This is a genomic window from Janthinobacterium sp. TPC_1 (assembly GCF_056037845.1).
On record NZ_CP195157.1, the window covers coordinates 2,973,307 to 2,998,211 of the forward strand.

Here is a 24,905-nt window from a genome sequence, read left to right on the forward strand (position 1 = left end):
GCTCTGGTTTAATGTCATGACCGCAATTAGCGATAACGCCATTAACGTACAGGGATTTGAACCTTCGCAATGCTTCGGGAATGCACTACGGCAAAAATTGTCGAGTGTGCATCTGTTGGCGATCATGCGAGGGTTTCCTCCAAGTACAGCGGTGCGAGACATCGTCAATAAAATGCGTTACAAGGTTTGACAGGCAGTATGCATCGCGACGCAATGCAAATCCGCATACTTTTTGAATTCAGCTTTGTCCAAGTTATTTATTTTAATGACCCTGCTATCCCCCGGATAAGACCACTAATACATCAGACGGCCATTTTCACGTCACGATTAAATAGCGGGACGGATGACATGAAACGCATTCTCGCTGTTTTTTCGCTCCTTGCTTTGGCTACGGCCATGGCCCAATCCGCAACCCAATGGTTACTTTCTTACCAGTCATTCAAAAGCCGCTATGCCATCTATAGCGGAGGCCTGAGCGATCCACAGCCGCCAACCAGGAAAGACAAACGCATCGCGTTTTAGATCGACGGCAAGGCGGCAAAGCAGCTATTTGATGCGATGGGAGAGGACTTGCGCAATGCGTGCGGCGCGGATGGCGAATATCGCCTGCGTCAGCGGGCGGAAGTGCGCTGTTCCTACCATCCCCGTGACGGCCATCATTGCGACTTCGGTTTTGATCTTCTAACCGGACGCAGTATCGGCGGCTCCGTATGCTGAGGCGCGTCAGCGTGCGATTCGTCGCGCTACTGTGCTTGCTGTTGGTGCACTAGGCCAGGGCCGTATGGGAATTCGTGCAAAAGGATTTTTCAGGGGCGTACGCGATTTATGGCGCATATCTCGACGATGCCGTGGCACAGGTTGCGGGCGATACCAAAGTTGCGTTTCGTTTGACGGGAGCAGCTGCAAAGGACATGTTCGACGCCATCGGGCCGGATATGCGCGATGGCTGCCCCGATCCGCAAATACGCATTCGCAATCGTGACATGCTGCTGTGCCGGCATCGTCCGAAAGATGGTTATCGCTGTGATTTTGGTTTCGATTTGTCGACGGGCTTGAGTATCGGGGGAGCGGTGGGGGGGGGGGGGGAAACGGGCACGATTACCATGTCAGGAAGAATCGCCTGCGGCTGAGCTTACAAATGTAGCCAGAGTTTGCGGCTCTATTGGGTAGGCAGGGCGGCTTACATCACTTACGTAGCCACACGGGACTTGGATTAGATGCTACAGCAGTAAAGGTTGAGTTTGCGTACAAATAGCAGACTTGATCCGGTTCATAGAGCTTGCGTTAAACGCAGTCCGCAGTGTTGGCAGGTTGTCGCATTGCATATTGTAGATGAGACGTAAAATCGAACAGTAAGAAGTGAGCAAAATGGCAATTCGATGAAAGTCAAAAAACCTTCATCGAACGCCACCTTAATTCATTGTGAAAAACATAAGTAAGGCAGTGGTGGTGAAAATAATATTCACTTCAAGTATTGTTTTATTAACTTGCAAGAAAATTTCATGGAGTTTTTACTTTATATAATATTTTAAATTTTCATTATTTTATTTTTTGGATTTGGATTGTTTTTCTATTATTTCTTAGGGCGAGGCGGAAATAATATAATTTAAAATTATCAAGAGAAAATCTGTCCATAATGTGTATGAGTTAGTTTGTTGAAGATATTTAATGCCTTCATGTGTTCCGGCTTATTTTCTTCTAGCTCTACTTTGAATCCATGGTAGTTATTTCCATGATGGCAGTGAAATTGATACCAGGAATTATTAAAATAGCTATAAATTTTTGAGTTAACTTTTATTCCGTTATTAAGTGCTAACTGCGCATCAGTTGCGGAAAGATCCATAATGCTTACAAGTTCTCCCGCAGCCCGATATTCCTTCATTTTGTGTTTTGGATTATTTTCAAATTTCCACATGAGTCCGGAGAGCCCCATCTCATCGGTCACATTCAATACGGTTTTTACTCCCCAAATTGAGCTATGAATACTCGTAGATGACACACCATAAGCTTGACAGTTTCTCGCGGAAACTGTTAGTGGTGAGCCGATACATGATGCAGCACTATCGAAACATGATTCTTTAAGGCAATTTCCACTGCTATCGGTAATGGCGTCATTATCTTTAGAGTGGTAGTTTTCAGAGTAAGGCTGCTTGAGAAAAACCTCGATGGCAAGCTTGCGCTGACGCTCATCAAAGGCACGTCCCTTACTAGAACTTGCGACGAGAACCTCTTTAACAGTGGAACTGCCAGTAATTATTTTATCGCCTAACGTACGAGTTCGATATGCTTTCTTTCCAAAGCTAATATCTCTTGTGCGTGCGACCAATATGGCTAATTTAAAAAGAATATCCATCGCATCGCCTTCATTAGATGCTTGACCAACTATAGATAAATCATTAATAAATACCTTCATTAAAATAACCTCAACAAATCTTTTTCAGCTTGGTCGAAAAATCCTTCGTCAACGTCGCTTAAGCCACCGTCGGGGTCAATAAGAATTTCTGTTACAATTCGTCCAGCATCAGTAGATCTTACAGAGTTTATTATTACAAAACCTTCAGCTACCCCAGTTTCTTTGGCGGAAACGCGAATTCCGTTAACAATATGATCGCTGTGAGTTTCTAATATTACTTGGACACCACAATCAGCAGTTGATATTAATAAAGATGCAAGTGCTGATTGTGCGGCAGGATGTAGGTGTACCTCTGGATTTTCAACTATAAGACATCCGCCATCTCTTGTACAGAGAGCTCCTAATACAATAGGAATCACATTGCTAATACCAAACCCTGTATTAACCGGACGTACCTGATTGGCAGTTGATCCTGCTGAAAAAGTATTGGAAACTTTATCAAGATTTAGGTGTGAATTGGCAACTATATCAAAATCTGAGTTTATTAATTTCATGGCCTCTTTAAAGGCAACAGCCAGACTTATTGGGCGATCCTCCTGCCCATCTGCAGTTGGATAAATACGCTTGGCAAGTTTTTGATTGGGGGCAGGCATGTCACCATACCGTACCAAAGCAGCTATGGCATATTGTCCATAAATCCCCAAGTCAAGCTTGTCTGAATCAAAATTAGTATCGTAACTATTTTGAGGGGAAAGTCTGTATGCGCTTAGATAATTGAAATCCGAGCAGAAAAAATCATGAGCCAAGTTGGGACTAGAGTCAATCTCAATATGGTACTCATCAGCCTTGGTTTTTTTTAGGTCAGATGAAAAATCTAAATTGTCAATTGAGATTAATAGTGATTCCCCAATAGGGGAATGGTTTATTAGATCGCGAACATGCCCAACAGAAAAATATTCCCCTACTAAGCTGAGCTTTCCCAATTGGAGTTTGTTGCAGTTATAATTTTGTCGAAGTAGAAGAAGCGCTTGGAGAGCTGTAGATTTTCCTGCAGAATTGGCACCGCAAAATACAGTGAGATTGGATAAGTTAAATGAAATTGTATTGAAGCATTTAATGTTTTTTAATTCTAGTTTTGATATCATCGATGTAAATCCTAGCTATGAATATTTTTTAAAAAATTCTGTGGGGACATGCTGTTTTTGTATCTATACTTTCGATTTCTAAAATCTTCTAAATCAAAATATCTATCCTTAAGAGATTCAATAAAACATGCGACAATGCTTTCACTATCCAACTCAATGCCATTTATATTTTCATAGGGGAAGTAACCTCTACTGGATAAATCTGTAAATATTATTGTTGCTCTCAAAACTCTACTTGCTTTATCTAGGGCGTTGACTACCACATTTTTCAGATGATTAAAATCTTCTGGATTGCGATGCAAGTAAATGGCCGTTTCATCAAGTAGATCGCTAAATTTGCTGTATTCTCTATTGTTGAGATAAGATATGCGGTTGTGATATGTTAAAGATGCGCAGCAAAGCATTAGATAAAGTTCATCAAAATCTGAAGCTGCTTTATGGTTTGCTTTTGAAGTGCTAATCGATATTTTTTGTAAATTTCCTGATTTTGGCGTTAGGTTATTATGTGTGATATTTTGAAGTTCACGAATGAAGTATAGATTCTCACGAAAAGCATAATTTCGAGCAAGTTGGATTGGAAATCGATAGGAATCCGAATGAAACCTTTTAAAAAATTCGAATTTTAAGATCGCATCAGTATCATAACTTATGATTGTAAGATCAAGCTCAGTACGGTTGTGGAAAATAGATGCCTGCGCATAAGGTAATTCTGAATACCTATGATTATTAAGAGAGGGTATAAGCTTTAGGTATTGCAGACTAAATTCATCATTAAAAAATTCCTGGAGGCAAATTAAGCGTTGCACACCATCAAGTACGAATAATTCACCATAATGATTTTCTTCGCAAAGTATATCGGCCGCTGGCATGCCGACTAATATACTTTCAATGAATGTCGATTTTGAAAAAATGGACCACGACTTAGTATAGGTGAACATGGGATCCCACCGAATCCTCTCACTACGAATCCCATCTAATAGTGATGGTATCGATTGGGTAGTTTTTCTATATCTAAAAGATCTATTGAATTCTTTATAGTCCATGTCAGGCAAACCCTGAAATTTTTTTTGCATGGTAGTACCTTTTAAAATAAAAACGATCCGTGACTCGCCATGATTTTTTGTTGATGATATGTAAAGTGAAAGTACGATTAAAGGCATGTCACTTGATCGCATCATATCGTACCTCAACTTATCTGATGCATTTTTATGGCTCTTAAGTTCCTATTGGAGCAATTGCAGGGTTGTATTTGGACCCGAATGTTCATCACTTTGGAATGACCAAGGAATCACTGGTTTCCGATGGTGCATCCTTTCACGCGGCTGGTAGAAGACGTGTTTGTACTGAGTTTTTCCCATGTTTGGACGTCAAACGGACTAACCACAACTCAAGCAAGTCATCATTGTCCAACTCATCGGCCAAGAACACAAGTTCGTTATGTTGGCAATCTAGTTAGCTGAGAAAAGACGGGGTCTTGACAATATTACGTACTTGGTTAGGTGGTTGATCTTCGCTTTAGATTGGGTTGCTTGCGATGTCACAGTGCGCTAAGTATTTTATTGTAATAATGATAATTATGCCTCGTGTTAAATTCTGAGTGGAACGATAGGTAGATTTGCTATTTGTACACGGTCTTAGCCATTGATGTTGCCACTTGGAAAAACCGCCTGCGGCGCAAAAGCTAGCCAGAAGAATCGGAGGGGGGTGCGCTTGCAAGCGCAACCCGGTTGTGCGGCGCCGAGCTGCGCTCGCCGAAGGCCTCGCACAACCCCCGCGCCCGTACCGGACGCGGATCGATGCTCGCGTTCTGCATGCATGGAATAAATAAAAAGGGCCTCCCCGCCAAAACGGGGAAGCCCTTTTATTTATTCAGTGGTGGAGACGGCGGGAATCGAACCCGCGTCCGCAAGCACTCCACAGACAGTTCTACATACTTAGCACTATCATTTAATTTAACTCAGCCAGCACGGATGTGCACGTTATGGGCAAGCGAGTTACCTATTATTTAGTCGGACGCTAAGTAACCCAGCATACGACGAGTCCCTGTAAATGACTCTAGAGCTTTTGACGGCCCACCCCAGGGACGAGGTGTTCTAGAGCTAACAGCGATTAAGCTGCCAGTGCGTACGAGTTATCGTTTGCAGTTAAGTTTTTTCAGGTTGTATTTACGAGGTAGCCCGCCCTCGGTATGCCCTGCGCTGCTTTGCAACCCACGTCGAAACCAGGTCGTCCCCACAGAACCTTCATTGTAGCGCAATCTGACCACTCTTGCATGGTGCTTTCGCTTGCTGGTGTGCCAGATCAAGCGCAGGCCGATTTATGCCGCCAATTGCCGGGCCTGCGCCGCCTTCACCACCGCGCTGACCAGCTCGAGCAGCGCATGCGGGGTATCCAGCAGGTGGTCGGCGTTCCAGTGCTGCGGTTCGACGGGGCCGCAGTAGCCCCAGGCGCAGGCCACCGTGCGCATGCCGGCGGCGCGGCCGGCCTGGATGTCGCGCAGGTCGTCGCCCACGTACCAGCAGTCTTGCGGCGCCAGGTCCAGGCGGCGCGCCGCTTCCAGCAGGGGGGCGGGGTGCGGCTTAGGATGCGCCATGGTGTCGCCCGAGATCACGCAGCCGGCCGCGCCCAGGCCGATCTGGCCCACCAGCGGGTCGGTGAAGCGGGCGGCCTTGTTGGTGACCACGCCCCAGGCCAGGCCCAGGGCACTCAAGCCCTCCAGCAGGGCGGGGATGCCGTCGAACAAGCGGCTTTCCACGGCCAGCGCCGCTTCGTAATTGTTCAGGAAGCCGTCCTTCAGGGCTTCGTAGCCGCTTTCGCCGGGTTGGACGCCGTACGACGCGCCGATCATGCCGCGCGCGCCGGCCGAGGCGGTGGGGCGCAGGATGTCATACGGGGTCGGCGCCAGGCCGGCGCGCGCGCGCAGCAGGTTGATGGCCGCTGCCAGGTCGGGCGCGGTGTCGGCCAGGGTGCCGTCGAGGTCGAACAGGATGGCGCGCGGGGCTGGCAGAGGGTCTGTGATCATGGCGGGCGAAGTGTGTCAAGTAAGAATGAAAAATGGCGGCCGCAGCCGCCTGGTATTGTGCGTGATGGTTACAACGGCCGGGTGCAGGCCACCAGATAATTGACGCTGGTATCGCTATTAAGTGAGTAAATCTTGGTCAGCGGATTGTAGCCCATGCCGCGCATGCTGTTGACGTCCAGGCCGGCGCTGCGCACGTATTGCGACAGCTCGGCCGGGGTGATGAATTTGTCGTAGTCGTGCGTGCCTTTCGGCAGCAGGCGCAGCAGGTACTCGGCACCGAGGATGGCGAACAGGTACGCTTTCGGGTTGCGGTTCAGGGTCGACAGGAAGACATGGCCGCCCGGTTTCACCAGCGTGGCGCAAGCCTTGACGATGGCGGCGGGATCCGGCACGTGTTCGAGCATTTCCATGCAGGTCACGACGTCGTACTGGCCCGGCTCTTCCTCGGCCATGGCTTCGGCGGCGATCAGCTTGTAGCGTACCTTGGCACCCGATTCCAGGCTGTGCAGGTCGGCCACTTTCAGGGCCTTGTCGGACAGGTCGATGCCCGTCACGTCGGCGCCCTTGCGGGCCATCGATTCGGCCAGGATGCCGCCGCCGCAGCCGATGTCGATCACGCGCTTGCCGGCCAGCGGCACTTTTGCGTTGATCCATTCCAGGCGCAGGGGGTTAATTTCGTGCAGGGGACGAAACTCGGAAGTGGGGTCCCACCAGCGGTGGGCCAGCTCACTGAATTTTTGGATTTCGAGAGGGTCGGCGTTCATAGGTCGAATAATAGCGGCAATTTTACAATTGGGCAGCCACGGACGAAAAAAAACCCCGCCATGGCGGGGTTTTTCATGCTGTCCTTGACTTGCGCGATGTCTTGCGGCAAGTCGAGGGGCTCAGCTATTACTTGTTGCGGGTACCAACAACTTCGATTTCCACGCGACGGTTTTTCGCACGGCCTTCGGCAGTTTTGTTGTCAGCAACAGGTTGTTTTTCGCCTTTGCCTTCGGTGTACACGCGGTTGCTTTCAACGCCTTTGGTGACCAGGTAGGCTTTGACAGCATCAGCACGACGTACCGACAGTTTTTGGTTGTAAGCATCGGTGCCGACGGAGTCGGTGTGACCCACAGCGATGATGACTTCCAGGTTGATGCCGCCCAGTTGTGCGGACAGCTCGTCCAGCTTGGCTTTGCCTTCTGGCTTCAGCGTAGCTTTGTCGAAATCGAAGAAGGCATCAGCAGCGAAGCTGACTTTTTCCGAGGTAGGAGCAACGACGACTGGTACTGGTACGACAACGACTGGTGCCGGTGCTGGTACGACTGGTGCTGGAGGAGCCACGCATTTGCCGTCTTGCAGGGTTTCTGGCTCTACGCACAGTGGCACGTCGCAACCTGGCACTGCGTCAGCAGGTGTCCAGTAGCCGGTACGCCAGCACAGACCGAATGGGTCACGCACGATGACGCCGCGGGCATCTTGCACGTAAGCGCTTTTTGGGCTTGGTGCTTTGATGTCAGTGGTAACTGGCGCGAATGGTGGGGAGGTTGGGGTTTGGGCCGAAGCCGAGCCAGCAATCACTGCGGATGCAGCGAAAAACAGCGTTACAAATTTATTCATTCTTTTTTCCTTTCGGGGGGTGATATCCGCAGAACAACACTGCGCTACTGGTGCTACGTGCCAAGATTTTATCATGTAGACCATATGCGCTCGTTTCAGATTGCGAAACTAGCAATTAACTTCTCAGTCATTTTGCCACACGCATCAGGGGCGCACGACCGTGGTTAAATCAAAGCTTACCCGATTTTAGACCGCACGTTGTTTTTGCGCAACGAAAATGCCCATTTGTAACGCGTCTGTAACAATTGATCGGTTTTTTTGCCTCTTTTAAGGGCAGGCGTCTTGAACTGGTATTGCCATTGTGCATTATCGACAGGCCGGCGTGCACGCTCCCGGTGCAAACTGGCAATATTGCCGGTCTGGCCAATTTGTACAGGTAACAGGGCGCGCATGCTAAAATCGTGCGCTTGACTGTCAAGAGTGTGAAGCAAATGCCCGCGGCGGCGCTACCGCCCGGGATGGTTTGTCAGGCACTCTGCGACATGGACGCCGGGCCGCGCCAGCAGCGCGCAGTGCGGCATCCACGACGACAGCCACCCAGGATATGCAGTATTGCGTCATACATTGCGTAACAGATAAGTTAACCACAGCCTGAGATCAGTCGAACCGCCAATGGATCAATTCGCAAAAGAAACAATTCCTATTTCCCTCGAAGAAGAGATGCGCAAGAGCTACCTCGATTACGCCATGAGCGTGATCGTCGGCCGTGCCTTGCCCGATGCGCGCGATGGCTTGAAGCCAGTGCACCGCCGCGTCTTGTTCGCGATGCATGAAATGAATAACGTGTGGAACCGCCCTTACGTCAAGTGCGCCCGCGTGGTCGGCGAAACCATGGGTAAATACCATCCCCACGGCGATGCCTCGATCTACGACACCTTGGTGCGCATGGCGCAAGATTTTTCGCTGCGCTACATGCTCGTCGATGGCCAGGGCAACTTCGGTTCCGTCGATGGCGACGGCGCCGCGGCGATGCGTTACACCGAGTGCCGCCTGGACAAGATCGCCAGCGAGCTGCTGGCCGATATCGACAAGGACACCGTCGACTTCCAGCCCAACTACGACGGCAAGGAAAAGGAACCGACGGTCTTGCCGACGCGTATCCCGAACCTGCTGATCAACGGCTCGTCCGGTATCGCCGTCGGCATGGCGACGAACATTCCGCCACACAACATCACCGAAGTGATCGACGGCGCGCTGCATGTGCTGCGCAACCCGGAATGCACGATCGATGAATTGATCGAGATCATTCCCGCCCCCGATTTCCCGACCGCCGGCATCATCTATGGCGTGTCGGGCGTGCGCGACGGCTACCGCACGGGCCGCGGCCGCGTGGTGATGCGCGCCAAGACCCACTTCGAAGAATACGGCAAGGATGGCGGCCGCATCGCCATCATCGTCGACGAGCTGCCCTTCCAGGTCAACAAGAAATCCTTGCTGGAACGCATCGCCGAAAACGTGCGTGACAAGAAGCTGGACGGCATTTCCGACATCCGCGACGAATCCGACAAGTCGGGCATGCGCGTGGTGATCGAGCTGAAGCGGGGCGAAGTGCCGGAAGTGGTGCTCAACAACCTGTACAAGCAGACCCAGTTGCAGGACACCTTCGGCATGAACATGGTGGCCCTGGTCGATGGACAGCCGAAGCTGCTGAACCTCAAGCAGATGCTGCAACAATGCTTCCTGTCGCACCGCCGCGAAGTGGTCACGCGCCGCACCGTGTTCGAATTGCGCAAGGCGCGCGAACGCGGCCACGTGCTCGAAGGCCTGGCTGTCGCGCTGGCCAACATTGATGACTTCATCGCCATCATCAAGGCCGCGCCGACGCCGCCGATCGCCAAGGTCGAGCTGATGGCCAAGGCCTGGGATTCGTCCGTCGTGCGCGAAATGCTGGCCCGCACGGGCGACGGCACGACGCCGGGCGGCGTGGACGCCTACCGTCCGGAAAACCTGCCGAAGCACTACGGCATGCAGGCCGATGGCCTGTACAAGCTGTCGGACGACCAGGCGCAGGAAATCTTGCAGATGCGCCTGCAGCGCCTGACGGGCCTGGAACAGGACAAGATCGTCAATGAGTACAAGGACGTGATGGAACATATCGCCGACTTGCTCGACATCCTGGCCAAGCCGGAACGCGTCACCGTCATCATCACCGATGAAATGACCCTGGCGAAGAACGAATACGGCGCCGGCAACAAGGACGTGCGCCGCTCGCAGATCAGATCGAGCTCAATGCGACCGACCTGGAAACGGAAGACCTGATCACGCCGCAAGACATGGTCGTGACCCTGTCGCACACCGGCTACATGAAGGCGCAGCCGATCACCGAATACCGCGCGCAGAAGCGCGGCGGCCGCGGCAAGCAAGCCATGGCGACTAAAGAGGAAGACTGGATCGACCAGCTGTTCATCGCCAATACGCACGACTACATCCTGTGCTTCTCGGATCGTGGCCGCATGTACTGGCTGAAGGTGTGGGAAGTGCCGCAAGGCTCGCGCAATTCGCGCGGCAAGCCGATCGTCAACATGTTCCCGCTGCAGGACAACGAAAAGATCACCGTGATCCTGCCGCTGTCGGGCGAGAACCGCACGTTCCCGGAAGACCATTACGTGTTCATGTCGACCAGCCTGGGCACCGTCAAGAAGACGCCGCTGAAGGACTTCAGCAATCCACGCAAGGCCGGCATCATCGCGGTCGACCTGGACGACGGCGACTTCCTGATCGGCGCGGCGCTGACGGACGGCCAGCACGACGTGATGCTGTTCTCCGATTCGGGCAAGGCAGTGCGCTTCGACGAAAACGATGTGCGTCCGATGGGCCGCACGGCGCGCGGCGTGCGCGGCATGAACCTGGAAGAAGGCCAGCACGTGATCGCCCTGCTGGTGGCCGAGAACGAGCAGCAGTCGGTGCTGACGGCCACGGAAAACGGCTACGGCAAGCGCACGCCGATCACCGAGTACACGCGCCATGGCCGTGGCACGAAAGGCATGATCGCCATCCAGACCAGCGAGCGCAATGGCAAAGTGGTTGCCGCGACCCTGGTCGATGCCAGCGATGAAATCATGCTGATCACCACCGGTGGCGTCTTGATCCGCACCCGCGTGTCGGAAATCCGCGAGATGGGCCGCGCGACGCAGGGCGTGACCCTGATCGCCGTGGAAGACGGCACCAAGCTGTCCGGCCTGCAGCGCGTGGTGGAAACGGATATCGACGAAGTCGAGCTGACGACGGAGGCGGACGCCGCGCCTGCGCCGGCAGCGGCCGAACCAGCCGATCCTGTCGACCCGGCCCAGCCGGAGTAAGATGATTGGGGCTCTTTCGGGAGCCCCAATTGCTATTGGCGTGCCTTTTCCTGGCGCCGCCAGCACAATTTCGTACGTCGGCTTAGCCCGTCGGGCGTAAGCCGACATGCATCGCCGGCAGTGCCCTTTTACCAGTCAATCAACATCCCGCATGCCATGAGAAAAATCGTCGCCACCTTCTTCGCCGCGTTTTCGCTGGCCTTTCTTGCGACCTTGCCGGCCCTGGCCCAGAGCACGCAAGCCACGCCCGCCCGCCAGGCGGCGCCCAGCCCCGCCATGAAGGTGGCCGTGCGGCGCATGCTCGACGCGATGCAATTCCCGCAGCTGACGCGCAACATCTTCGACCAGATGCTGCAATCGGTGCCCGCCATGATCCGCCAGTCGGCGCAGCAGCAAATCAGCAGCAACCCGAACCTGGACGAGCAGCGCAAGGCGCGCGCGCTGGCCAGCGCCGAGGAGGAGATCCCCGTCGCCATCGCCACCCTGACGCAGGTGCTGGCCGACCCGACCCTGATCGATGATCTGAGCGCCGAAATGGTGCCCCTGTACGCGCGCTTTTACACGGTGCAGGAAGTCGAGCAGCTGACGGCCTTCTACAAGACGCCGCTGGGCCGCAAGATGCTGGCCACCATGCCGCAACTGTCGGCCGAGTCGATGGCCATCAGCCAGCGCGTGCTGATCCCGCGCGTGAATGCCGTGCTTGACCAGGTCATGCGGGCGGCCACGCAGCCGCCCCAATAATTTCATTTTATTAAGGACTGTATCGTGACCCATATCTACAACTTCTCCGCCGGCCCCGCCGTCCTGCCCAAGGAAGTGCTGGCGCAAGCGGCGGCCGAGATGCAGGACTGGCATGACAGTGGCATGTCGGTGATGGAAATGAGCCACCGTGGTCCCGAATTCATCTCCATCTACAAGCAGGCGGTGGCCGACCTGCGCGAGCTGCTGGCCGTGCCCGAGAACTATAAAATCCTGTTCCTGCAGGGCGGTGGCCTGGGCGAGAACGCCATCATCCCCATGAACCTGGTGGGTCTGGCCGCGCAGCAGCCGGCCACCATCGATTTCGTGCATACGGGCTCGTGGTCGGGCAAGTCGATCCAGGAAGCGGGCAAGTATGCCAACGTCAACGTGGCCGCGTCGTCCAAGGCTGCCCATTTCACGGGCGTGCCGCCCGTCGCCGAATGGCAGCTGACGCCGGGCGCCGCCTACCTGCACATCTGCACCAATGAAACCATCGACGGCGTGGAATTCCAGCAGGCGCCGAATGTCCCCGCAGGCACCACCATCGTGGCCGACATGTCTTCGCACATTCTGTCGCGCGTTATTGACGTATCGCAATATGGCGTCATTTTTGGCGGCGCGCAGAAAAATATCGGCCCGGCCGGCCTGACCCTGGTCATCGTGCGCGAAGACTTGCTGGGCAAGGCGCTGCCGATCTGCCCGTCCGCTTTCGACTGGACCATCGTGGCCGAACATGAGTCGATGTACAACACGCCGCCTACCTATGGCATCTATATCGCCGGCCTGGTTTTCCAGTGGCTCAAACGCCAGGGTGGCGTTGCAGCCATGGAACAGCGTAATATTGACAAAGCGGCGCTGCTGTACGCGGCGCTCGATGCGGACGATTTCTACCAGAACCGGGTCGACCCCGCATACCGCTCGCGCATGACCATCCCGTTCTATCTGCGCGACGAAAGTCTGAACGACGCATTCCTGGCCGGCGCCAAGCAGCGCGGCCTGCTGCAACTGAAGGGCCACAAGTCCGTCGGCGGCATGCGTGCATCGATCTATAACGCGATGCCGATCGAGGGCGTGCAAGCCCTGGTGAATTATCTGAACGAGTTTGCCGGACGCTGAGTCGCTTAACCGACCGCGCCGGCCCGCCGCCGGCGCAGGCCGCGCGGCAATGATTGAAGTACAGCTGACGAAACAAACCAACCATGACCGATAAATTGAAACCGCTGCGCGAACAGATCGATGCCATCGACGCGCAAATCCTCGAACTGCTGAACCGCCGCGCGCAGATCGCCCAGCAAGTGGGCCACGTGAAGGCCGAAACCCAGGCGCCCGTGTTCCGCCCCGAGCGCGAAGCGCAGGTGCTGCGCGGCGTGGCCGAGCGCAATCCCGGCCCCATGGGCGACCGCGAAGTGCAGACCATCTTCCGCGAAATCATGTCGTCCTGCCGCTCGCTGGAAAAACGCGTCACCGTGGCCTATCTTGGCCCGGCAGGCACCTTCAGCGAACAAGCCGTGTACCAGCAGTTCGGCAGCGCCGTCGAAGGCTTGCCGTGCGCCTCCATCGACGAAGTGTTCCGCTCCGCCGAGGCGGGAACGGCGGATTTCGGCGTGGTGCCGATCGAGAATTCCTCGGAAGGCGCCGTCAACCGCACCCTGGACATGATGCTGCAGACTAGCCTCATCATCAGCGGTGAAGTCGCGATTGCCGTGCACCACAGCCTGATGACGAAGAGCGGCAACATGGATGGCGTCACGGCCATTTGCGCCCATTCCCAGGCGCTGGCGCAGTGCCAGGTGTGGCTGAACCAGAATTATCCGCACGTCGAGCGCCGCGCCGTGGCCTCGAATGCCGAGGCGGCGCGCCTGGCCGGCGAAGATGGCACGGTGGCGGCGATCGCCAGCGAACTGGCGGGCGCGCAGTACAAGCTGGGCGTGGTCAAGGGCCACATCCAGGACGACCCGCACAACCGCACGCGCTTTGCCGTCGTGGGCACCTTGCAGACGGCGCCGTCGGGCAAGGACCAGACCTCGCTGGTATTGGCCGTGCCGAACAAGGCCGGCGCCGTGTATCAGTTGCTGGCGCCCCTGGCCAGGCACGGCGTGTCGATGACGCGCTTCGAGTCGCGCCCGGCGCGCATGGGCAGCTGGGAGTATTATTTCTATGTCGACGTGGAGGGCCACGTGCATGACGCGGCCGTCGCGCAGGCGCTGGCCGAGCTGCAGAGCAACGCGGCGTTTTTCAAGGTGCTGGGGTCGTATCCGGTCAGCCTGTGAAGTTGTAGCGATTCTTACAATCACCCACTTTTTTAAAGAACACCATGTCTAAAAATATCGGTCCAGAATACGTCCGCGCCATCGCCCCTTACCAGAGCGGCAAACCGATCGCGGAAGTCGCGCGCGAATTCGGCCTCGACGAGGCAGCCATCGTCAAGCTGGCGTCGAATGAAAACCCGTACGGCATGCCGGAATCGGCCAAACAGGCGATGATCGCCGCCATCGATGACCTGGGCCGCTACCCGGACGCCAACGGCTTTGACCTGAAGGCCGTGCTGTCGAAACGCTACGACGTGCCGGCCGACTGGATCACCCTGGGCAACGGCAGTAACGACATCCTGGAAATCGCCGCGCACGCGTTTGTCGAGCACGGCCAGTCCGTCGTGTACTCGCAATACTCGTTCGCCGTGTACGCGCTGGCCACGCAGGGCCTGGGCGCGCGCCACATCGTCGTGCCGGCGCAAGCCTACGGCCATGACCTCGACGCCATGGCGGCGGCGATCGCCGACGATACGCGTCTGGTCTTCATCGCCAACCCGAACAACCCGACCGGCACCTTCCTGACGGCCGCGCAGCTGGAAGCCTTCCTCAAGAAAGTGCCTGCGCACGTCGTCGTCGTGCTGGACGAGGCCTACAACGAATTCCTGTCGGCCGACGACCAGTACGAGTCGACGGCGTGGGTACGCCAGTATCCGAACCTGGTGGTCTCGCGCACCCTGTCGAAGGCGTATGGCCTGGCCGGCCTGCGCATCGGCTTTGCCATCGCCCAGCCGGTGCTGACGGACCTGATGAACCGCATCCGCCAGCCATTCAACGTCAATTCGCTGGCGCAGGCGGCAGCGATTGCCGCCCTGAACGACAAGGCCTTCCTCGAGCAAAGCGCGCGCAACAACGCGGCCGGCTACCAGCAGTTCACGGAGGCGTTTACGCAACTGGGCCTGGAATATGTGCCGTCGCATGGCAATTTCGTGCTGGTGAAGGTGGGCGACGACGATGAAGCGGGCGCGCGCGTCAATCTGGCGCTGCTCAAGCAGGGCGTGATCGTGCGCCCCGTCGGCAGCTACGGCTTGCCGCAATGGCTGCGCATTTCCATCGGCCTGCCGCAGGAAAACGCCATCTTCATCGCCGCGCTGACGAAAGCGCTGGCCTGACGATATGACGACGCCTGCACTGAACAAGGTCGTCATTTTCGGCGTGGGCCTGATCGGCGGCTCGTTCGCGCGCGCCCTGAAGCACGCGGGCGCCGTCGCCACGGTGGTCGGCATGGGCCGGTCGCCGGCATCGATGGCGCGCGCGCTTGAACTGGGCATCATCGACGAAATCGGCGGCGACATGGCGCAAGCCATGGCGGGCGCCGATCTGGTGCTGCTGGCCGCGCCCGTGGCGCAGACGGGTGCCATCCTCGCGTCCATCGCGCCGCACCTGCAGCCGGGAACCATCGTCACCGACGCGGGCAGCACGAAAAGCGACGTGGTGGCGGCCGCGCGCGCAGCACTTGGTGGCAAGGTGGCGCAATTCGTGCCCGGCCACCCGATCGCGGGACGCGAGACGAATGGCCCTGACGCGGCCATCATTGACTTATATCAAGGCAAGAAAGTGGTGCTCACGCCGCTGGCGGAAAACGCCGCGCCCGACGTGGAGCGGGTGACGGCCGCCTGGCGTGCCTGCGGCGCCATCCTGCACACCTTGAGCCCCGAAGAACATGACAAGGTGTTTGCCGCCGTCAGCCATCTGCCGCATTTGCTGGCCTTTGCGCTGGTCGACGACATCGCCAACAAGCCGCACGCGGGCCTGCTGTTTCAATACGCGGCCAGCGGCTTTCGCGACTTTACGCGCATCGCCGGCTCATCGCCGGAAATGTGGCGCGACATCAGCCTGGCCAACCAGCCGGCGCTGCTGCACGAACTGGACGCCTACCTGGCGCAGTTGACGACCTTGCGCGCCCACCTGGCCGCCAACGACGGCGCCGCCATCGAGGGCGTGTACGCGAACGCCCAGCACGCGCGGCAGCAATGGATAGAGGCGATCGAAACGGCGGAAGCGCCCGCGCCCACACAATAATTGAAGGATTCCAGCATGACCCAGATCAAGCACTACCCCCACCATATCGATTTGAAGCCGGTGATGCACGTCGAAGGCACGGTGCGTTTGCCCGGCTCGAAAAGCATTTCCAACCGCGTGCTGCTGCTGGCCGCGCTGGCCAGGGGCACGACGAAAATCATCGATTTGCTCGCTTCCGACGACACCTTCGTCATGCTGACGGCCCTGACGTCGCTGGGCGTCAAATGGACGCAGGATGAATTGACGGGCGACCCGGCCACTGCCCACCAGGTGCACCACGTGGAAGGCTGCGGCGGCGTGTTCCCGCACCACGCGGCGGACCTGTTCATGGGGAACGCCGGCACGGCGATCCGCCCGCTGACGGCGGCGCTGGCCGTGATCGGCGGCGACTACACGCTGCATGGCGTGTCGCGCATGCACGAGCGCCCCATCGGCGACCTGGTCGACGCGCTGAACGCCGTCGGCACGCAGATTGAATACACGGGCGAGCAGGGCTTCCCGCCACTGCGCATTCGCCGCGGTCACATCCACGCGCAGCGCATCGCCGTGCGCGGCAACGTGTCGAGCCAGTTCCTGACGGCCTTGCTGATGGTGGCGCCGCTGATGGCGCGCGACCATGCCGTGACCATCGATGTCACGGGCGAGCTGATTTCGAAGCCGTACATCGAGATTACCCTGAACCTGATGCGCCGTTTCGGCGTGAAGGTCGAGCATGACGGCTGGCAGTCGTTCACCGTGCAGCCGGGCCAGCAGTATCAAAGCCCGGGCACCATCCACGTGGAAGGCGACGCCTCGTCGGCCTTCGTACTTCCTGGCGGCCGGCGCCATCGGCGGCGGTCCCGTGCGCGTGGAGGGCGTGGGACGCGACAGCATCCAGGGCGACGTGCGCTTCGTCGAAGCCTTGCAGCAGATGGGCGCGACCATCACCATGGGCGAGAACTGGATCGAGGCCCGTTCGAACGGCGTGCTGAAAGCCGTCGACATGGACTTTAATCACATCCCCGACGCGGCCATGACGATCGCCGTGGCGGCCCTGTACGCGGACGGCACCAGCACCTTGCGCAATATCGCCAGCTGGCGCGTGAAGGAAACGGACCGCCTGGCCGCCATGGCGACGGAATTGCGTAAACTGGGCGCCGAAGTGGAAGAGGGCGCGGACTACCTGCGCGTGACGCCGCCGGCCGAAATCCAGGCAGCGACCATCGACACGTATGACGACCACCGCATGGCCATGTGCTTTTCGCTCGCCTCGCTCGATGGCGCCGCGCGCCGCGGCAACGAGATGCGCATCAACGACCCGAAATGCGTGGCCAAGACCTTCCCCGAGTATTTCGCCGCATTCGCGGGGATTGCCAAAGACACCTTGATTTAATTGATTGTTTAATACTATGCCAACCTCCAACATCCCAGTCATCGCCATCGACGGCCCCACCGCTTCCGGCAAGGGCACGGTGGCCCATCGCGTGGCCGACAAGCTGGGCTTTCATTACCTGGACTCGGGCGCGCTGTACCGCCTGACGGCCTTGAGCGCGCTGCGCCGCGGCACCGACTTGCGCGACGAGCACGCGCTGGCCAAGCTGGCCGAGCACTTGCCCTGCCATTTCGCGGGCGGCGAAATCCTGCTGGCGCAGGAAAACGTCACCGAACAGATCCGCGCCGAAGAAGTGGGTAATACGGCGTCGAAAATTGCCGTATTGCCAACGGTTCGCCATGCCCTCGTGGGCTTGCAGCTGGGTTTTCGCAAGACGCCGGGCCTGGTGGCCGACGGGCGCGACATGGGCACGGTGATCTTCCCGCATGCCCAATTGAAGGTCTTTCTCACGGCCAGCGTCGAGGCGCGCGCGCAACGGCGCTACAAGCAATTGATAGACAAGGGTTTTTCTGCTAATATGGAAGACCTTCTGATGGATTTGCAGGCGCGGGACGAACGTGATACTCACCGTGCGATTGCGCCGCTGGTCCCCGCGGAAGGGGCGCATGTCCTCGATACGTCGGAAATGACGGCAGATGATGCCGTCGAAACCGTGTTGAAATGGTATGCAGCTGCAGCAAAATAGTGTGATTTCTATGCTATGTGGTGCCCGTTGACGGCTCCTGGCCTGTCCGGGTGTGTCAAAAACCTAACCCAGTTTAAGTCGCATCGTGCGATCTCTGCTGGATAACCTGTGTGAACCCTATGTCTACTGTTACAACTAACGAATCTACCGGTATGGAAAGTTTTGCTGCGCTCTTCGAGGAATCGTTGTCGCGTCAAGATATGCGCTCCGGCGAAGTTATTTCCGCTGAAGTCGTGCGCCTCGACCACAATTTCGTGATCGTCAACGCCGGCCTCAAATCCGAAGCATTCATCCCTGTCGAAGAATTCAAGAACGACCACGGCGAACTGGAAGTCAAAGTTGGTGATTTCGTTTCCGTGGCGATCGAATCGCTGGAAAACGGTTTCGGCGATACCATCCTGTCGCGCGATAAAGCCAAGCGTCTGGCTTCGTGGCTGGCTCTGGAAAAAGCAATGGAATCGGGCGAAATCGTCGTCGGTACCGTCAATGGTAAAGTCAAAGGCGGTCTGACCGTGTTGACCAACGGCATCCGCGCATTCCTGCCGGGTTCGCTGGTTGATACCCGTCCTGTCAAAGACACCACCCCATTCGAAGGCAAAACCCTCGAATTCAAAGTGATCAAGCTGGATCGCAAGCGTAACAACGTGGTTCTGTCCCGCCGCGCCGTCATCGAAGCTTCGATGGGCGAAGAGCGTCAGAAACTGATGGAAACGCTGAAAGAAGGCACGGTCGTGACCGGCGTCGTCAAAAATATCACCGACTACGGCGCGTTCGTGGATCTGGGCGGTATCGATGGCTTGCTGCACATCACCGACCTGGCATGGCGCCGTGTACGTCACCCGTCGGAAGTTCTGACGGTTGGCCAGGAAATCACCGCCAAAGTCCTGAAATACGATCAAGAGAAAAACCGTGTTTCGCTGGGCGTGAAACAACTGGGCGACGATCCTTGGACCGGTCTGTCCCGTCGTTACCCACAAAGCACCCGTCTGTTCGGTAAAGTAACGAACCTGACCGACTACGGCGCGTTCGTTGAAGTGGAACAGGGTATCGAAGGTCTGGTACACGTTTCCGAAATGGACTGGACGAACAAAAATGTTGCTCCTAACAAAGTTGTCCAACTGGGCGACGAAGTAGAAGTGATGGTTCTGGAAATCGACGAAGAGCGTCGTCGTATCTCGCTGGGCATGAAACAGTGCAAAGCCAATCCATGGGACGACTTCGGTGTTACCCATAAGAAAGGTGACAAAGTCCGCGGCGCGATCAAATCGATCACCGACTTCGGCGTGTTCATCGGCCTGGCCGGCAACATCGACGGTCTGGTGCACCTGTCCGACCTGTCCTGGACCGAAACCGGCGAAGAAGCCGTGCGTCGCTTCAAGAAAGGTGACGAACTGGAAGCCATCGTTCTGGCCATCGACGTTGAGCGCGAGCGCGTTTCCCTGGGCGTCAAGCAACTGGAAGGTGACCCATTCAACAACTTCGCAGCCATGAACGACAAAGGCTCGCTGGTAACCGGCACCGTTAAATCGGTTGAGCCTAAAGGCGCCGTGATCCAACTGTCCGAAGAAGTTGAAGGCTACCTGCGCGCTTCCGAAATCTCGCGCGACCGCGTTGAAGATGCTGGTACGCACCTGAAAGTCGGCGACACCGTTGAAGCCATGGTGTTGAACATCGACCGCAAAGCCCGTGGTATCCAACTGTCGATCAAAGCGAAAGACAACGTGGAAACCCAGGAAGCCATGCAGAAATGGCAGCTACCGACAACAACGCAGCTTCGGGCACCACCAGCCTGGGCGCCTTGTTGAAAGCTAAGTTCGATAACAAGAACTAAGACTTCGCGGATACTGGCAGATGACAAAGTCCGAGCTGATCAACCGCCTCGCTGAGCGTTATTCTCAGCTGGTGGCGAAAGATGCGGAGTATGCCGTCAAGACCATTCTCGATGCGATGACCAACGCCCTGGCGACCGGTCAGCGTATCGAGATCCGCGGTTTTGGCAGTTTTGCCCTGAACAGCAGGCCCCCGCGCATCGGCCGCAACCCGAAATCCGGCGACAAGGTGATGGTGCCCGAAAAACGGGTACCCCACTTCAAGCCGGGCAAACAGTTGCGCGAGCGGGTGGACGCGATGGTCGGGCAACCGATTATCGAGGATTAATCGTCTGCTGGAAGGCGACATAGAAAGCGGCGTCCCTTGGATGCCGCTTTTTTTTGTTAATATGCTGAGAATACCTGACATAAGCTACTGCGCGTCGCGCTTTGCGGCCGGCGATGCTCACCGTGCTCGAGCACGGTTGCGCTTCTTGGCCACAAATCACTGACGCTCGCTGCGCTTCTGTCAGGCATTCCAAGGTTGTGCCATACGGGCATTTTTTGTACTTTCTGGGCGTATCGATGAAAATCATCTCCACCATCGTTGGCTGTGTTCTTTTCGTCCTGTTCTTCAGTTTTGCGCTGAAGAATGCGCAGGTTGTCGACCTGCATGTTTTCCTCAATTATGAAATTCGCGGCCCCCTGGTCCTGATGCTGCTGGGCTTTTTTGTCGCTGGCGCCAGCCTGGGCGTGCTGGCCCTGACGCCGACCGTGTTCCGTCACCGCCGCGAAGCGAGCAAGCAAAAAACCACCATTGCCGCGCTGCAGACAGTTGGCGTGCCCAGCAATGTCCAGCCGCAACCGGACAGCGTGAGCGCGCAGTAAGCGCCGTCCTCGCTCCTATCTCTCTTACTCGAATAAAAACAATCGCATGGATTTTGAACTCTGGTGGCTCTTGGGTATCCCGGTGTTTTTCGCGCTGGGCTGGATTGCCGCGCGTGTTGACATTCATCAACTGGTGTCCGAATCGCGCAGCCTGCCGCGCAATTACTTCAAGGGCTTGAATTTCCTGCTCAATGAACAGCACGACAAGGCCATCGACGCCTTCATCGAAGTCGTCAAGCTGGACCCGGAATCGGCCGATATGCATTTTGCGCTGGGTAATCTGTTCCGCCGCCGCGGCGAGACGGAGCGCGCCATCCGCGTGCACCAGAACTTGCTGGCGCGCCCGGATCTGCCGCTGGAACAGCAGGGCCATGCCGCCTACGAGCTGGGCATGGATTACCTGAAGGCGGGTTTGCTGGACCGCGCCGAAGAAACCTTCAACAGCCTGGTCGACACGCAATATGCGGCCCAGGCGCGCCGCGCGCTGCTGGAAATCTACCAGCGCGAAAAGGAATGGCCACGCGCCATCGAAGCGGCCGTGGGCTTGCAGGAATCGGGCGCCGGCGCGCGCCAGAAGGAAATCGCCCAGTTCTATTGCGAGCTGGCGCATGACGCCCTCGTGCACATGAAACCGGACGAAGCCATGCCGCTGCTGGAAAAAGCCTTGCAGACGGACCGCAAGAGCGTGCGCGCCACCATTCTGACGGGCGACGTGCTGCTGGCGCGCGGCGACGTGGAAGGCGCGCTGACCACCTGGCGCCGCGTCGAGCAGCAAAGCGTGCCGCACGTGGCCCTGGTGGCCCAGCGCCTGATGGATGGTTACACCAGGCTGGGCCGTCCGCAGGAAGGCGTCAACCTGCTGCGTTCCTACCTGGAAGAGGCGTCGTCGATCGACCTGATCGAAGTCGTCTTCAAGGCCGTCATCGAACTCGACGGCGTGGAAGCGGCGAAGCAGCTGGTCAGCGCGGAATTGCGCCGCACGCCAACCTTGCTGGGCCTCGATAAACTGCTGGAAGCGCGCATGATGGATGCCCCGGCCGCCATCTGGTCGGAGCTGTCGATGGTGAAAAACCTCGTGCACGGCTACACGCAGAAGCTGGCCCGCTACCAGTGCAGCCACTGCGGCTTCAAGGCGCGCCAGTTCTACTGGCATTGCCCTGGCTGCAACAAGTGGGAAACCTACCCACCGCGCCGCACTGAAGAATTAAATGTCATGAATTGATCAATCGTACACGCCACCTTGCCTCGCGCAACGTGGCGTGTACTCGTATGTAACACCTATATTTCAGAAATACGGCACAACCATGAAAATCACTATTATCGGCACCGGCTATGTTGGCCTCGTGACCGGCGCCTGCCTGGCGGAGCTGGGCAACGACGTCTTTTGCCTCGACCTGGACGCACAGAAGGTCGCTTTGCTCAACAGCGGCGGCATCCCCATCCATGAACCGGGCCTGGAAGAAGTCGTCGCGCGCAACCGCGCCGCCGGGCGCATGACCTTTTCCACCGACGTCGAAGCGGCCGCCGCGCACGGCGTGATGCAATTCATCGCCGTCGGCACGCCGCCCGATGAAGACGGCTCGGCCGACTTGCAATACGTGCTGGCCGCCGCGCGCGGCATCGGCAAGTACATGACGGACTTCAAGGTCATCGTCGACAAGTCCACCGTGCCCGTCGGCACGGCTGAAAAAGTGCGCGCCGCCATCCAGGGCGAACTCGACGCGCGCGGCGTGGCCGCCACGTTCTCGGTGGCGTCGAACCCGGAATTCCTGAAGGAAGGCGCGGCCGTCGAAGACTTCATGCGCCCGGACCGCATCGTCGTCGGCGTCGATGCCACGCCGGACGGCGAGCGCGCACGCGAATTGCTGAAAAGCCTGTACGCGCCGTTCAACCGCAACCACGAGCGCACCCACTGGATGGACGTGCGCTCGGCCGAGTTCACCAAATATGCGGCGAATGCCATGCTGGCCACGCGCATTTCCTTCATGAATGAACTGGCGAACCTGGCCGACAAGGTGGGCGTCGATATCGAAGCCGTACGCCATGGCATCGGTTCCGACCCGCGCATCGGCCATAGTTTCCTGTACGCCGGTTGCGGCTATGGCGGTTCCTGCTTCCCGAAAGACGTGCAGGCGCTCGAGCGCACGGCGCGCGGCTACGGCCAGGAATTGCTGATCCTGCGTGCCGTCGAAGCCGTCAACGACCAGCAGAAGCAGGTGCTGGGACGCAAAGTGGTCACTCGCTTCGGCGAAGATTTGACGGGCCGGCATTTCGCCGTGTGGGGCCTGGCCTTCAAGCCGAATACGGACGACATGCGCGAAGCGTCGGCCCGCGTCCTGCTGGCGGACTTGCTGGGACGCGGCGCAACCGTGGCCGTGTACGACCCCGTCGCCATGGCCGAGGCGCGCCGCGTGCTGCAACTGGACTTGACGCCGGAGCAATTGGCGAAGGTGCGCTTTGCCGACAGTCCGAAGGATGCGCTGCAGGACGCCGATGCGCTGCTCATCGTGACGGAATGGAAAGCCTTCCGCAGCCCCGACTTCGAGCAGGTCAAGGCGCGCCTGAAGCAGGCCGTGATCTTTGACGGACGCAATCTGTTCGAGCCGGCCGTCATGGCCGAGAACGGCATCGAATACCACGGGATCGGTCGCTCGATCCTGACGCGCGCATGAGCGCCAATGAGGTGGTCGCCTTGACGGCGCCGGCCGCATTGGCCCAGGTACGCCTGCTGGTGGTGGGCGATGTGATGCTGGACCGCTACTGGTTCGGCGACGTCAGCCGTATTTCGCCGGAAGCGCCCGTGCCCATCGTGCGCATCGAGAAGCGCGAAGAGCGCCTGGGCGGCGCGGCCAACGTGGCGCGCAACGCGGCCGCGCTGGGCGCGAAGACGAGCTTGCTGGGCGTGGTGGGCGACGACGAGGCCGGCAGCCAGGTCGAGCGCCTGCTCGAAGGCGGCGGCATCCACAGCTATCTGCAGCGCGACGCGGCCATTTCCACCATCATCAAGCTGCGCGTGATCGGCCGCCAGCAGCAGATGCTGCGCATCGATTTCGAGGATGCGCCCAGCGACACGGTGCTGCGCGACAAGCTCAAGCAATTCAACGCGCTGTTGCCCAGCTACGACGTGGTGATCCTGTCCGATTACGCCAAGGGCAGCCTGGTGAACGTGGCCGAGATGATCAAGGCGGCCCGCGCCGCCGGCAAGATCGTCATGGTCGATCCGAAAGGCGATGATTTCAGCCGCTATGCGGGAGCGTCAGTGCTCACTCCGAACAAGTCCGAGCTGCGCCGCGTGGTCGGCAGCTGGAGCACGGAAGAGCAACTCACGGAACGCGCGCAGCAGATGCGCGCGCAGCTGGGGCTGGACGCCTTGCTGCTGACGCGTTCGGAAGAAGGCATGAGCCTGTACACGGCCGATGACGTGCTGCACATGCCCACCGATGCGCGCGAAGTGTTCGACGTCTCGGGCGCCGGCGACACGGTGATCGCCACCATGGCGGCCATGTTGGGCGCAGGCATGGGCCTGGGCGACGCCGTGCGCACGGCCAACCGCGCCGGTGGCATCGTCGTCGGCAAGCTGGGCACGGCCACCGTCACCCGCGAGGAGCTGTTCCCGCAGTAAATTGTTGCACTACCTGCGTCAGGCCGTTTGATCTGGC

The 24,905-nt window shown here is 57.5% G+C and carries 20 protein-coding genes, 1 other RNA gene and 3 pseudogenes; 16 read left to right on the forward strand and 8 right to left on the reverse strand.

Translation table 11 applies throughout. The annotated features are described in order from the left end of the window. Positions 1-348: 348 nt before the first annotated feature. Together ACQVLG_RS14555 and ACQVLG_RS14560 are read left to right on the forward strand one after the other, a co-directional pair. Positions 349-522, forward strand: a complete 174-nt coding sequence (locus ACQVLG_RS14555) for a hypothetical protein (RefSeq protein ID WP_474295288.1) — start codon at positions 349-351, stop codon at positions 520-522. A 269-nt stretch (positions 523-791) separates the two neighbouring features. Next, positions 792-1,130 carry a hypothetical protein gene (locus tag ACQVLG_RS14560; RefSeq protein ID WP_474295289.1) on the forward strand — a complete coding sequence of 113 codons (339 nt, stop codon included), beginning with the start codon at positions 792-794 and terminating at the stop codon, positions 1,128-1,130. A 485-nt stretch (positions 1,131-1,615) separates the two neighbouring features. Here the strand turns inward: ACQVLG_RS14560 and ACQVLG_RS14565 are convergent, their stop codons facing one another. From ACQVLG_RS14565 to ACQVLG_RS14600, 8 genes are all read right to left on the reverse strand, one after another. Next, positions 1,616-2,413 carry a hypothetical protein gene (locus ACQVLG_RS14565; RefSeq protein ID WP_474295291.1) on the reverse strand — a complete coding sequence of 266 codons (798 nt, stop codon included), beginning with the start codon at positions 2,411-2,413 and terminating at the stop codon, positions 1,616-1,618. Continuing rightward, a complete protein-coding gene (locus ACQVLG_RS14570) occupies positions 2,413-3,498 on the reverse strand; it encodes an AAA family ATPase (protein WP_474295293.1) in 1,086 nt (361 codons plus the stop codon). Before ACQVLG_RS14570 ends, ACQVLG_RS14565 begins: the two co-directional genes overlap by 1 nt. Positions 3,499-3,509: 11 nt before the next feature. Further along, a complete protein-coding gene (locus ACQVLG_RS14575) occupies positions 3,510-4,571 on the reverse strand; it encodes a hypothetical protein (RefSeq protein WP_474295295.1) in 1,062 nt (353 codons plus the stop codon). 800 nt (positions 4,572-5,371) lie between these two features. Beyond that, positions 5,372-5,732, reverse strand: a transfer-messenger RNA (tmRNA) gene (ssrA, locus tag ACQVLG_RS14580). 83 nt (positions 5,733-5,815) lie between these two features. Next, the gene (locus ACQVLG_RS14585) at positions 5,816-6,520 is read right to left on the reverse strand and encodes an HAD family hydrolase (RefSeq protein WP_474295297.1); all 705 of its coding nucleotides are present in this window, start codon (positions 6,518-6,520) and stop codon (positions 5,816-5,818) included. A gap of 68 nt (positions 6,521-6,588) precedes the next feature. Beyond that, entirely contained in the window at positions 6,589-7,284 is a 696-nt protein-coding gene (ubiG, locus tag ACQVLG_RS14590) for a bifunctional 2-polyprenyl-6-hydroxyphenol methylase/3-demethylubiquinol 3-O-methyltransferase UbiG (protein ID WP_230538500.1), read from the reverse strand. A gap of 127 nt (positions 7,285-7,411) precedes the next feature. After that, positions 7,412-8,122 carry an outer membrane protein OmpA gene (gene ompA / locus ACQVLG_RS14595; protein WP_034782001.1) on the reverse strand — a complete coding sequence of 237 codons (711 nt, stop codon included), beginning with the start codon at positions 8,120-8,122 and terminating at the stop codon, positions 7,412-7,414. 176 nt (positions 8,123-8,298) lie between these two features. Further along, positions 8,299-8,514: a hypothetical protein gene (locus ACQVLG_RS14600; RefSeq protein ID WP_474295299.1), complete on the reverse strand. Its 216-nt coding sequence runs from the start codon at positions 8,512-8,514 to the stop codon at positions 8,299-8,301. 220 nt (positions 8,515-8,734) lie between these two features. On the opposite strand from ACQVLG_RS14600, the pseudogene gyrA reads away from it, so the two are divergent. From gyrA to rfaE1, 14 genes and pseudogenes are all read left to right on the forward strand, one after another. After that, positions 8,735-11,421: pseudogene (gene gyrA / locus ACQVLG_RS14605) on the forward strand (DNA gyrase subunit A). 156 nt (positions 11,422-11,577) lie between these two features. Next, entirely contained in the window at positions 11,578-12,162 is a 585-nt protein-coding gene (locus ACQVLG_RS14610) for a DUF2059 domain-containing protein (protein WP_230538497.1), read from the forward strand. A 24-nt stretch (positions 12,163-12,186) separates the two neighbouring features. Beyond that, positions 12,187-13,278 (forward strand): 3-phosphoserine/phosphohydroxythreonine transaminase, encoded by a 1,092-nt coding sequence (gene serC / locus ACQVLG_RS14615; RefSeq protein WP_474295302.1) that lies wholly within the window; start codon positions 12,187-12,189, stop codon positions 13,276-13,278. Between the two features lie 83 nt (positions 13,279-13,361). After that, positions 13,362-14,432 (forward strand): prephenate dehydratase, encoded by a 1,071-nt coding sequence (gene pheA / locus ACQVLG_RS14620; protein ID WP_474295303.1) that lies wholly within the window; start codon positions 13,362-13,364, stop codon positions 14,430-14,432. A 44-nt stretch (positions 14,433-14,476) separates the two neighbouring features. Next, positions 14,477-15,583, forward strand: a complete 1,107-nt coding sequence (hisC, locus tag ACQVLG_RS14625) for a histidinol-phosphate transaminase (RefSeq protein WP_474295305.1) — start codon at positions 14,477-14,479, stop codon at positions 15,581-15,583. Positions 15,584-15,587: 4 nt separating this feature from the next. After that, positions 15,588-16,493: a prephenate dehydrogenase gene (locus ACQVLG_RS14630; protein ID WP_474295307.1), complete on the forward strand. Its 906-nt coding sequence runs from the start codon at positions 15,588-15,590 to the stop codon at positions 16,491-16,493. A gap of 15 nt (positions 16,494-16,508) precedes the next feature. After that, positions 16,509-17,865 (forward strand): annotated as a pseudogene (gene aroA, locus ACQVLG_RS14635) (3-phosphoshikimate 1-carboxyvinyltransferase). Between the two features lie 16 nt (positions 17,866-17,881). Beyond that, on the forward strand, positions 17,882-18,550 hold the full coding sequence (cmk, locus tag ACQVLG_RS14640; RefSeq protein WP_474295309.1) for a (d)CMP kinase: 669 nt from the start codon (positions 17,882-17,884) through the stop codon (positions 18,548-18,550). Positions 18,551-18,702: 152 nt separating this feature from the next. Further along, positions 18,703-20,381 (forward strand): annotated as a pseudogene (gene rpsA, locus ACQVLG_RS14645) (30S ribosomal protein S1). 20 nt (positions 20,382-20,401) lie between these two features. Next, positions 20,402-20,707, forward strand: coding sequence for an integration host factor subunit beta (locus ACQVLG_RS14650; protein WP_008446215.1), 306 nt, complete (start codon positions 20,402-20,404; stop codon positions 20,705-20,707). A gap of 236 nt (positions 20,708-20,943) precedes the next feature. Further along, positions 20,944-21,246 (forward strand): LapA family protein, encoded by a 303-nt coding sequence (locus tag ACQVLG_RS14655; RefSeq protein WP_076567441.1) that lies wholly within the window; start codon positions 20,944-20,946, stop codon positions 21,244-21,246. A gap of 46 nt (positions 21,247-21,292) precedes the next feature. Further along, positions 21,293-22,468 carry a lipopolysaccharide assembly protein LapB gene (lapB, locus tag ACQVLG_RS14660; RefSeq protein WP_230538490.1) on the forward strand — a complete coding sequence of 392 codons (1,176 nt, stop codon included), beginning with the start codon at positions 21,293-21,295 and terminating at the stop codon, positions 22,466-22,468. Positions 22,469-22,550: 82 nt separating this feature from the next. Further along, positions 22,551-23,918 carry a UDP-glucose dehydrogenase family protein gene (locus ACQVLG_RS14665; RefSeq protein WP_474295312.1) on the forward strand — a complete coding sequence of 456 codons (1,368 nt, stop codon included), beginning with the start codon at positions 22,551-22,553 and terminating at the stop codon, positions 23,916-23,918. After that, complete coding sequence (gene rfaE1 / locus ACQVLG_RS14670; protein WP_474295314.1) at positions 23,915-24,868, forward strand: D-glycero-beta-D-manno-heptose-7-phosphate kinase; 954 nt, start codon at positions 23,915-23,917, stop codon at positions 24,866-24,868. Before ACQVLG_RS14665 ends, rfaE1 begins: the two co-directional genes overlap by 4 nt. Positions 24,869-24,905: the final 37 nt, after the last annotated feature.